This is a genomic window from Clostridium sp. YIM B02569, from assembly GCF_022320765.1.
Lineage (GTDB): Bacteria > Bacillota > Clostridia > Clostridiales > Clostridiaceae > Clostridium > Clostridium beijerinckii.
Window position 1 is genome coordinate 147,388 of record NZ_JAKJJX010000002.1, and the last position, 12,472, is coordinate 159,859.

Genomic DNA, 12,472 nt, shown 5'->3' on the forward strand with positions numbered 1-12,472 from the left:
TCTAAAAAGGTATATAATATTAAAAGTGAATTTAATATTGTTTAATGTTTTACGAGAAAAATTTAATTTATGTAGGGAGAGATAATAACTATATGAATAATGCGCAAGAATTATTAGATTTTATAAATAAGGGTAAGACGGCTTTTCAAAGTACTTATGAAATTAAAAATATCTTAGATAAGCAAGGTTATACAGAAATTAAAGAAGAAGATAAATGGGAGTTAAAAAAAGGTGGTAAACACTATATTATAAAAAATAACTCTGCATTAATTGCCTTTGAAATAGGAAATGGTGATATTGAAAAAGATGGGTTCAGATTAATAGGGGCACATACTGATTCACCAGGATTTAGAATAAAGCCAAATCCAGAAATGAAAGTTGAAGGACATTATGTGAAATTAAATACTGAAGTATATGGAGGGCCAATACTAAGTACTTGGTTTGATAGACCTTTAAGCATAGCAGGAAGAGTAACTTTAAAGGGAGAAAATCCATTCAGTCCAAGAGTTGAATTATTGGATGTAAATAAGCCAATCTTAATTATTCCTAACTTAGCAATACATATGAATAGAAGCGTGAATGAGGGCTATGAATATAATAAGCAAAAAGATACGTTACCAATGCTTACAATAGTTGAAGATAAGCTAGAAGAGGATAATTATTTAATTAATTTAATAGCAGAAACTTTAAAGGTAGATTCTAGCGATATATTAGATTTCGATTTGTTTTTATATGAGTATGCAGAAGGTATGCTAATTGGCTTAAATGATGAATTTATATCATGCGGAAGACTAGATGATTTATGGATGGTATTTGCAGGATTAAAAGCTTTAATAAGCAGTAATGAAATTAAAGCAACGAAGGTATTAGTAGCTTTAGATAATGAGGAAATAGGAAGCTTAACATCCCAAGGTGCAAATTCATCAATTTTAGAAAATATTTTAGAGAGAATAACTTTGGGTCTTGAAAAAGATAGAGAAAGTTTCAAGAGAGCATTAAGCAACTCAATAATGATCTCAGCAGACTTAGCTCATGCAATACATCCAAACTATGTTGAAAAATGTGATCCTACAAATAAGCCTATGCTTGGAAAAGGGCCTGTACTTAAAATTGCAGCAGGTGGAAGTTATTCAACTGATAGTTATGCAAGTGCTGTCTTCAAAGGAATCTGTGAAAAAGCTGAAGTTCCATGTCAGGTATTTGTAAATAGATCGGATTTAAGAGGGGGAACAACCATTGGACCTATTACTGCATCAAAATTAAATATACCAGTAATAGATATGGGAGCGCCACTACTAAGTATGCATTCAATAAGAGAATTAGCTACTGTAAAGGATAATGAATATACAATTAAGGCATTTACTGAGTTTTTTAATTAATAGATTGTAATAGTAATTAACAATGGGAAATGTCTAAGCATCTATTAAAGTGAAGACTTTTTAATAACTTGTTAATTTTAAAGCATCAGCTAATATCTAATGAACGTTAATAAATAGCCATTTTAAGGTTGTCTACATGATAACTTTAGATGGCTATTTTTTTATAGATTATGAATATAAGAATACTTTTTATAATTTTGGTAAAAATATCTCCGTTGGGTAATTGTTATTAATGTTAGGTATATGAAAGAAAATAATAATCGATAATGCAAAATGTTGTATTTATCTTTAGATAAAAAAATATGATTTCCTTATAGCGAGGTACTTTTGGGAAGTTATGTTTATAAAGTATAAAGATAAATAGACTATCATATTAACCTATTATTTTTTTTGAATATACCAATAGTAAGAAGGGAGTTTTTTACTTGAGGAGAAATAATTCTTATGGAGTAAGAAAGAATGTTTTAAAAGAGTTAGCTGATGGATTTTCTTGCATCCATGAAAATTTTAGGTACTTTAGCAAATTATCTAAGAACGGATATAAAGTGCTTGGGGCATCTGAATGGCTTCTTGATAATATATACTTAATAGAAAAAGAGTACAAAGCGATAAAGATTGAGATGCCTATAGATTATTTTAAGGGACTATCTTCTATAGGTAATGTTAATTACAATAGAAATAAAGATAACAATACAGATGAAGATAATGAAAATAGGGAACTTATTCCACGCATTTTTGTAGTGGCGAAGGACTATATAAATAATGGGAATGAGATTGATTGTGATAAACTTATATCATATATAAACGGACTTCAAGGCGATATTGAAAACGGAAATTTTAATAATAAAGAGAAAATTTTCACTACAGGAGAATTGTGGGCATTCCCATTAATGCTTAAAATAGCTATAATAATAAATTTATCTAAGTATACTAACGAACTTGTTGATATTCAAAAAGAAATCATAAGAGGAAGAGATATAGCTGAAAAGATAATAGATGCAATTAATAACAATAAGTTCGAAGAAAAAATAGGAAATATTAATGTTGGGAAGAATATTGGACCTTTATTTTTAAGAGAATTTTTTAGTGTATTAAGAGATAATTCTATAGAAGATCCAAGAATAAATGATCTTGTAGAGTCTAAATGGAAAGTAAATTCGGATTTAGATAAAAATAATATTAGAAGTGATTTAAGAGAAGAAGTTTTAGAAAGAAATATTGGAGAATACATAACATTTATTAGAAAGATTGAGGGAATAAGCTGGAGAAGATTCTTTGAAGAAACTTCTTTTGTTGAAAAAATACTTAAAAATGATCCTGCGAATATTTATGATAGCATGGATTTTGAATCTAAGGATTATTATAGGCATAAGCTCGAAAAGATGGCTAGAATATCAAACGCAGATGAAATTACTTTAGCTAGCAATATTTTAGAGCTTGCAAGAAATAGTAAAACTAATAAAGAAGAAAATTATAAATGCCATATTGGATATTACTTAATTGATGAGGGAATAAACGAGTTAAAGAAATATGGAAATAATATAAAAACAACTATATCTGCAAATACGTATGTAGCATGCAATATCTTTGGAACACTTTTAATAAGTTTTCTTATTTTATTAATAAGCAGCTTATTAGGTGTTAGATACACTTTGGTACAGTACGTAATTTCGTTCCTTATAATATTAATTCCAGTCAATGAAATAATAATTGGACTTACGAATTATACTGTGGGTAAAGTTGTTGATATTAGATTAATTCCAAAATTAAATTTTAGTTCAGGAATTCCTAAAGAAAATAAAACTGTAGTTGTAATACCGGCTATAGTAAATTCTAAAGAGAAAGTTAAAGAACTTATGAAAAAATTAGAAGTAGCATATTGCGGAAATAAAGATAAGAATATTTATTTTGCTTTGCTAAGTGATTTTCATGATTCTGAGCATGAGACTTCTCCGGAAGATGTTGAGATAATTAAATCAGGAGTTCAATATGCTAGAGATTTAAATGAGAAATATTCCGATGACTTTAAAAATGATCAAGGAGTTAGTGAAAATAGATTCTTTTTCTTTAGTAGAAAGAGAATTTATAATAAGAAAGAAAATGTATTCATGGGCAGAGAAAGAAAACGTGGAAAGTTAATGGAATTTATGGCTCTTATTAGAGATGGTAAGAATCATACTTATAATGTTTTTAGCTCGGATATTCAAGAACTGAAACAAGTTAAGTATCTAATTACATTAGATGAAGATACTTTCATGCCTAGGGAAAGTGCTTTTAAACTTGTAGGGGCTATGAGCCATATTCTTAATATTCCTCATATAAAAAGCAATAGAGTCGCAAGAGGATATGGAATAATGCAGCCTAAGGTGAGCATTAGCCTAGAAGCTAAGAATCAAACTTATTTTTCAAAAGTATTTGGAGGAGAAGAAGGAGTTGATGGATATTCCGTTGCTTATTCTGACACTTATCAAGATTTATTTGGAGAAGGGTCCTTTACTGGTAAAGGAATAATATGTATAGATGAATTTTATAAAGTGTTAAGTAATTCTATAAAAGATGATACAGTCTTAAGTCATGATTTGCTTGAGGGTGGTATTGCAAGATGTGGATTATTAAGTGATGTGGAATTTATTGATGGATATCCAGCATTTTATGAATCTAGCTGCAAAAGATTGCATAGATGGGTTAGAGGTGACTGGCAGCTAATAGGATGGTTATTTTCTAATAAAATAAATTTATTATATAAGTGGAAGATATTTGATAATCTAAGAAGAAGTTTATTAGCACCTAATTTACTTCTCGCTCTTATATTATCTCTCACTGTTTTATTTGGAAGAAGTCAAGTTGCACTTCTTGCCTTTTTAGCTTTAATAACTCCATTAGTATTTGTGGTAACAGATTTTGTTGTAACACCTAAAAATAAATTAATGGGAGCATTTAAAACGCTAGAGCAGATAGTGCTAATAGTAAGCTTTATTCCTTATCAAGCTTTTTTGATGCTTGATGCAATAATAGTAACACTATATAGAGTGATGTTTTCTAAGAAAAATCTTTTAGAATGGCAGTCAGCAGAACTTGTAGAAAAAAACTCAAGGAATAATTTTATTAATTATTTAAAGAGAATGTGGATTGCTCCTATAATGGGTCTGCTTGTACTATACTTATCATTTTATAGTTCGTTAGGAGTAGTTACTTATAGTGTAGTGGTTGCGGCATTATGGATAGTTAGCCCTTATATGGCTTATACCATAAGTATTAAACGTCCAGAACACAAGAAGAATACTTTAAAGAATGAAGAAAAAACTTACTTAAGAAAAATTTCTAGAAGAATATATGCTTATTATGAGGATTTTGTTAATGAAGAAAACAACTACCTAGCTCCAGATAACTATCAGGAGAAGCCATTTAAGGGAGTTGCACATAGAACCTCTCCAACTAATATAGGTATGGGAATTACTTCAAGCATTGCTGCATATGACTTGGGATATATAACTATGGCAGAGTTTGTTGACAGAATAGAACTCATATTAAATAGCATGAAAACTCTTCAAAAGGTTAATGGTCATTATCTAAATTGGTATGATACAAAAACAAAAGAACCTTTATGGCCTAGATATGTATCAACAGTTGATAGTGGAAATCTTCTAGGTAACCTATGGGTACTAAAGAGGTCTATGGAAGAGCTTAAACATAATAAAGTTATAAGAGTAAAAGAAGTTACATCTTTGAATGATATTTACAAAATAATTGAAGATGAAGCCCCTAATTTAAAGCTTAAATTTTCTTCACATATTAACATTGGAGAATATATAAATGTATTAAATGAAATTTCCTTTAAACTTCAAGATTTAAAGGAAACAGAGCAGATAATCAGTCTAAAGCAGAAACTTAAGTCGGAAAATAATAATATAAGTAATGAAAATAACTTAAGTGATGAAGAGGAAAACAGTATAGGTGAATTAAAACTTGAGAGTGAAGAAGCAAGATATTGGATTGATAAGCTTATAGGTGAGGTTAGAAAAAAGATTAGCTATTATAACTTTATTTTTGAAGGTATAGAAAAGTTATATAGCAAGGAATTTTTCGAAGGAGTCCCAGATATTGTTGAATTAATCCACAGATGCGAGAATTATAGAAGAAAAAATGGGGATAATTTCAGAGGCAAATTTAGAGAAAAGATAAATAATTTTAAAAATTACATAGATAAAATAGATAATATAATACAAGATATTGATAAAATAACAGAAGAAATGGATTTTACTTTTCTTTATGATAAAACTAGAGGACTATTCTCTATCGGATATAATGTAGAGGAAAATTCTCTTGGAAACTCATATTATGATTTACTTGCATCTGAGTCAAGAATAGCATCTTTTGTTGCGATAGCTAAAAATGATGTGCCTTCTTCTCATTGGTTTAAGCTAGGACGTTCCATGACTAACGCATTCCATACTCATTCACTAGTATCTTGGAGTGGAACTATGTTTGAGTATTTTATGCCATCATTAATAATGAGGAATTATCCTAAGACCTTACTTAGTCAAACTTATAAGTCTGTCATAAAGGCGCAAAAAAGCTTTGCAAAACAAAAGAAGTCTCCTTGGGGGATATCAGAATCTGCATTTTATGAATTTGATGCGGCAGAAAATTATCAATATAAGGCATTTGGAGTGCCTGGACTTGGTCTTAAGCGGGGACTTGAAGATGATCTTGTAATATCTCCATATTCAACATTAATGGCTATTTCTTTTGATAAAGATTCTGGAATTAAAAATCTTAAAGAACTTGAAAAGTTAGGTGCATTAGGAAGATATGGTTTCATAGAAGCTTTAGATTATACTAAAGCTAGGAAAGATAAGTACATAATGACACTTTCTAAAAGTGATCTTCTTGAGCAGAATATTTCAACAAATGGAAAAAATTATACACAAAATGTGGATAAGTATGAGGATTATGTGGATAACTACGAAAAAATAGTGGATAATACACAGGATAAAAATACAAGTTATATGAATGATAAGCATGTTGATAATGTGAATAATGTGGATAAGAATGATGAAATCAGTAGGATTCACATGAATAATGACGATGAGAGTAATTATGATAACTCAAGTTATCCACAGAAGGTCAATAAAGTTGCAACTTATATGGTACATCATTTAGGAATGTCACTTATGGCTTTGGATAATATTCTATGTAATGATATTTTGATAAATAGATTTCACGATCTTCCTGAGATAAAATCTACAGAACTTTTACTAAAAGAGAAAATTCCACAAAATGTTGTTTTTGAAAGAAATGAAGATTTTTCTGTTAAGAATAGATATTTTGAGGGAGAGGTTTTAATTCCAAGAGTATTTGAAAAAGTGAATCAGGATAGTCCACAAGTATTACTATTAAGCAATGGTGAATATTCATCTATGTTAACAGTAAACGGAAATGGATATTCAAAAAAGAATGATACTATGCTTTATAGATGGAAGGGAAACTCTACAAGTGATGATAGTGGAATGTTCTTCTATGTAAAGAATTTAAATTCAAATGAATATTGGAGTTCAACCTTTGAGCCTTGTAAAGATATTGGAGATAAGTATTCAGTTGAGTTCAATTTAGATAAAGCTAAATTTAGTAGAAAAGATGGCAACATTGAAACTTCGATGGAAGTTTCAATATCATCAGAAGAAAACTTTGAAGTTAGAAAATTAACTTTAAATAACAAAGGAGATAAGGGAAGAAGTATTGAAATAACAAGTTACATGGAAGTGACTTTAGCTACATTCAGTGCTGACGTAGTTCATCCAACATTCTCTAATTTATTTGTTCAAACAGAATATGATGAAAAGGAAAGTGTTCTTATAGGAAGCAGAAGAGGTAGAGTCAAGAATGCAAAAATTCCATATATTTTCCATAAGGCGGTTGTTAATGGAGACTTAGAGGGAAGTATTTCATATGAAACTTCAAGAATAAATTTTATAGGAAGAAATAGAGAATTGAAGAATCCAAAAGCTATGGATAATGATAAGGCTTTAGATAATACTGTGGGAACAGTTTTAGATCCTATAATGAGTATAAGAACAAGAATTAGATTAGAGCCTAACTCCAAGAAGGAAATTTATTATATAACTGGAATATGTGAATCAAAAGAACAAATACTTGAAATATGCAAAAATAACAATGACAACAGTAAGCTAGAGAGAGTATTTAAAAATTATAGCATAAGTGCACAGCTTGAACTAAAGACTTTAGGAATAAGAAGTGCTATAGCCAATATATTCCAAAGTGCTGCAAGCTCAATTTTCTTTCTAACTAATACTAGAAAAAATAGAGAAGAATATATTAGTAATATTTCAATGCATCAAAAGGATTTGTGGGCATATGGAATCTCAGGAGATTTACCTATTATAATGTTGTCTATAGAAAATGAAGAAGACATAAATTTAGTATATACTATGGTAAAATTCCACAATTACTTAAGAATTAAGGGAGTTAAGCTAGATTTAATTATATATAATAATGAAGAAGTTTCTTATGATGAACCACTTCAAAAAAACATAATGGAAGTAATAAGGTCATCCAATGTAGGTAATTACTTAAATAAAGCGGGTGGAATATTTATTCACAATAAGGCAACCATGGACGCTGAAATTAAGGATTTACTAATAGGAATTTCTAGAGTATATGTAGATAAGAATAATCCATTAAGTTCATATGCATATAATGAAAAGAATTTTAATAGATATGTGGACTTAGATGATGAGGGATTAGATTCGCGTATAGCTTTAAGAAATAATTCAAGGTTTAAGGATAAATATAAGGATGAAAATACTAACCAAGATACAGATGGTGAAAACATACCTTATGAAGTATATGATAATGATGAAGAAGTAATTAATATTCATGATTTAATAAAGAATATTAATGAGCCAGAAGATCAAGATGATATTGAAGATTTAGAAATAGATAAAAAATCTAATCAAAGTAAGAAGGAAAGAGAGTTAGTTTATAACTCGGAAATTTCAAGTTTAGTTGATTTAGATTTGGATGTATCAAAAGATTCTAATAATTATAGTAAAGATGCGGATGAGGATCCTGATGTAAGTGATTTAGATTTCTTTAATGGTTATGGTGGATTTTGTAAGAAAGATAATAGTTATATAATAAAACTATCTAATTATAGAAATACACCAGCACCTTGGATTAATGTTATTTCAAATGATGACTTCGGATTTCATATATCAGAAGTAGGATCAGGATATACTTGGTGTGGAAATTCTAGAGAAAATAAAATAACGCCTTGGAGCAATGATTATATTAGAGATCCTATAGGAGAAGCATTATATATTAAAGATAATGACTCAAGTAAGTATTTTTCAATAACACCAAAGCCTGTAAGAGATTCAGGTGATTACTTAATAAAACATAGCTTTGGATACTCTGAATACAGACATACAGCATATAATATAAAAGGAAAATTAGAAATTTTTGCTCCTAAAAATGAAAGATTAAAAATTCAGAGGGTTACGCTAGAAAACTTAAGTAATGAGGATAGAAGTGTTTCGCTATTCTACTATGCAAAACTTGTTTTGGGTGTTTATGAGTATGATAGTTCAAGATATATCTCAACATATATAGGTGGAGATGAATCAAACTACAAAGAAACAATGGATGTAGTAAATAGAAGCAGCATTAAAAATAGTAATGAAGATTTTGCATTTAGAAATAAATTTATAGGTGCTCATAATCCATACAGTGAATACTTTGGAAAATTAAATGCTTACTTAACCATTATAGGTGGGAAAGAATTGAGTTTCACTGGAGATAATAAAGAGTTTTTAGGTATTGGAGGAGAAACCTTTAGTCCTGAGGCTCTAAAACATAATAGATTAAGCAATAAGTCTGGTGGCATCTATGACCCTTGTTTAGCGGCACAAACAAGTATTATGTTAAGAAAAGGTGAGAAAAAGGAACTGCTAATCCTATTTGGTCAAGATGAAAAAGAAAAAATAGATGAATTAATAAGTAAATATAAGATTTTTGGAAATGCAGAAAATGAATTAGATAAAGTAAAACAATATTGGAGCAATTTCCTAGGAAATATACAAGTTAAGACACCAGATAAGTCATTAGATTATCTTTTGAATGGATGGCTTTTATATCAAACTTTAAGTTGTAGATATTTAAGCAGAAGTGCATTTTATCAAAGTGGTGGTGCTTATGGATTCAGAGATCAGCTTCAAGATTCTATGTCACTTGGGTTTGTAAATCCAGAAATAACAAAGGCACAGATACTAAGAAGTGCTTCAAGACAGTATGTAGAAGGTGATGTTCAACATTGGTGGCATCCTGTTGTTAATTCGGGAATAAGAACTAGATTTAGCGATGATTTATTATGGCTTCCTTATGTAACGGCCGAATATATTAACTCCACAGGAGATTACGATATTTTAAATGCTACTGCTCCGTACTTAGAAGATGAACCTTTAAGAGAAGGTGAAGATGAAAGATATACCATAGTAAATCAATCATCAAAGGAAGGAACTATATATGAACATTGTTTAAAAGCTATAGAAAAGAGTTTGAACTTTGGTATTCATAATATTCCTTTAATGGGTAGTGGAGACTGGAATGATGGAATGAGTACTGTTGGAAACGAAGGAAAAGGAGAAAGCGTATGGCTTGGTTGGTTCCTATATTCAATATTAGAAAGCTTTATTGAAATTGCAGATAAGCAAAACGATAAGAAAACAAAGGAACATTTTGAGGAAAGAAGAGAGTTTATACGAGATAATCTAGAGAAAAACGCTTGGGATGGCGGCTGGTATAGAAGAGCATACTTTGATGATGGTACGCCTCTTGGTTCAAGAGAAAATCCAGAATGCAGAATTGACTCGTTAGCTCAAAGCTGGGCAATTATATCAGGTGCAGGACAGAAGGAACGTAGTATTGAAGCAATGGAAGCCGTGGATAATAACCTTGTAAAGAAAGATAAGGGAATGATTTTATTGCTTGCACCACCATTTAGTAATTCTAAGTTAGAACCAGGTTATATAAAAGGATATGTGCCCGGTGTAAGAGAAAATGGAGGTCAATATACTCATGCAGCAGTTTGGGTGATACTTGCTTTAACTAAACTTGGGCTTGGTGATAAAGCAGTAAGCTATTTTAATATGATAAATCCTATAAATCATGCAAAAACAGAGTTGGAGTGTATGACATATAAAGTAGAACCTTATGTGATGGCAGCGGACGTGTATATAAAAGAGCCTCATGCAGGAAGAGGAGGCTGGAGCTGGTATACAGGAGCTTCAGGATGGATGTACAGAGTTGGTGTTGAAAATATCTTGGGACTTAGAAAGATTCAAGATAAGGGATATGCTATAAATCCTTGCATACCAGAATCTTGGAATGAATTTGAAATAAAGATTACAAATGAAAAAGAAGATTACACTATAAAAGTATCTAGAGCAAATAATGAAAATGGGTTAAATGTAAATACTAAGAATAATGAACAAAATAATAATTATAAAAGTAATGCAGAATCCATACCTTATAGCTCAAAAAATAGTGATAATCAAATTGTTACAAAGGTAGTTGTAAATGGAGAAGTAATGAAAGATAAACTTATTCCAAGAAACAGCGGTAAGTTAGAAGTTTTTGTATACTTAAAATGAGTATATAGATAAAACGAATATAATCTATACTTATGCGTATGCCTCACCGAAATGAATAATATACTTTTGTTCCAGTTTCTGGGTAATTGTGATGGGTGATTCTAAGGCTATAAAGTTGCACCAAAAGTGCTAGCCTCAAAGAACAAGCTTTGAACTAGCACATTTGGAACAACTTATAGCCAAGAATCACATCCATCAAAATTACCAATGAAACATTCCACAAAAGTATATCACTCATTTCTGGTTGGAATATATTTCATAGTCTGAGTATAGTTTATGATTGTGTTATCTATAGATATCTAAGTTTAAGAATTAAATTTAAATCTGAAATTTAAATTTTCCACTAAAGCTAAGTTTTCAGTTGATGATCATATAAACTTAATTTAAAAGTCGCATATATAATATTGTTAGGAACTTAGAGTAAATTAATTTAAGCTGTATAAGATGATTTTATAATTATCTTATACAGCTTTTTTTATAAAAGTATAGAGATTTCCATTCATATATAGATAAACAATTCAAGAATTAGACTTATTAGATGAACATATTTACAAATTTTCTAAAACTTCGAGTTCATATCTTCACTAGAAATCATAAATATATTTGTGAAGAAAACATTTGAAAATGAGCTGTTAAAGGTTCTTAGCTGTAGGTTGTTCCAATTTAGCTTGTCAAACTGAAAGTTGGAGCATGCTAAATTGGATACAATCTGCCGCTTAGAAACTTCAGCGATATTTTCATAGCTTTTCGGAACAAAATATTTATGATTTCGGTAAGTTATCACATAAGTTTAGTTTTAAATTTGGATATCTATATAGATATCAAATTTGAGAATTATACTTATAGCTTGAAAAATCTGCTATATCAGAAAGGACAGGTACTCTTTTGTGCAGTGTTACATTAGAGAATATGTTGCAGGCATTTCTTCATCATAAGTTGTTCCATTTTTGCTTGTCACGAGCTTGTCTCGGGAGCATGCTGAAATGGTGCAACTTATGATGTTAGAAAGCCTCAACTTATTCTCAGTAACCGAAATAACAGAGTACCTGTCCTTTCGGTAAGTTATTTCATAAGTCTAAGTCTTGTTTTGGATATCTATATGTTGCAATTCATAATTCATATTTCAAAATTCACAGTTACGGCTAAAATTCTTGTAATATTTTTAGAATTATGATGAAGGATTATTTTTGCAATGTATATAACAAGGGATTTTAATTATTTAAGCGGTATAAAAAATTAAGAGTGTTACCATGAAATTGATATTACTTAGTCTAAGTGAATCTATTCATAAAATTAAGTCTAAGACTAACTTTTCTTTAGAATTTTATTAAATATGTAGTTTATTATATAAAAAACATTATAAATGTTGATAATAGCTAGTAATATGTTATAATTTATCAATAATGCATGAAAAATAAGCAT

General features: G+C 29.7%; 2 protein-coding genes. Both read left to right on the forward strand.

The genetic code is table 11. The features are described from left to right. The first annotated feature begins 92 nt into the window (after positions 1–92). Positions 93–1,379, forward strand: a complete 1,287-nt coding sequence (locus L3B96_RS02375) for a M18 family aminopeptidase (RefSeq protein ID WP_238858700.1) — start codon at positions 93–95, stop codon at positions 1,377–1,379. Between the two features lie 425 nt (positions 1,380–1,804). Next, on the forward strand, positions 1,805–11,050 hold the full coding sequence (locus L3B96_RS02380; protein WP_238858701.1) for a glucoamylase family protein: 9,246 nt from the start codon (positions 1,805–1,807) through the stop codon (positions 11,048–11,050). Positions 11,051–12,472 lie beyond the last annotated feature (1,422 nt).

Bases quoted from the DNA above. Each gene is read 5' to 3' on its own strand.
- L3B96_RS02375 (WP_238858700.1), top strand. From the start codon at position 93: ATGAATAATGCGCAAGAATTATTAGATTTTATAAATAAGGGTAAGACG.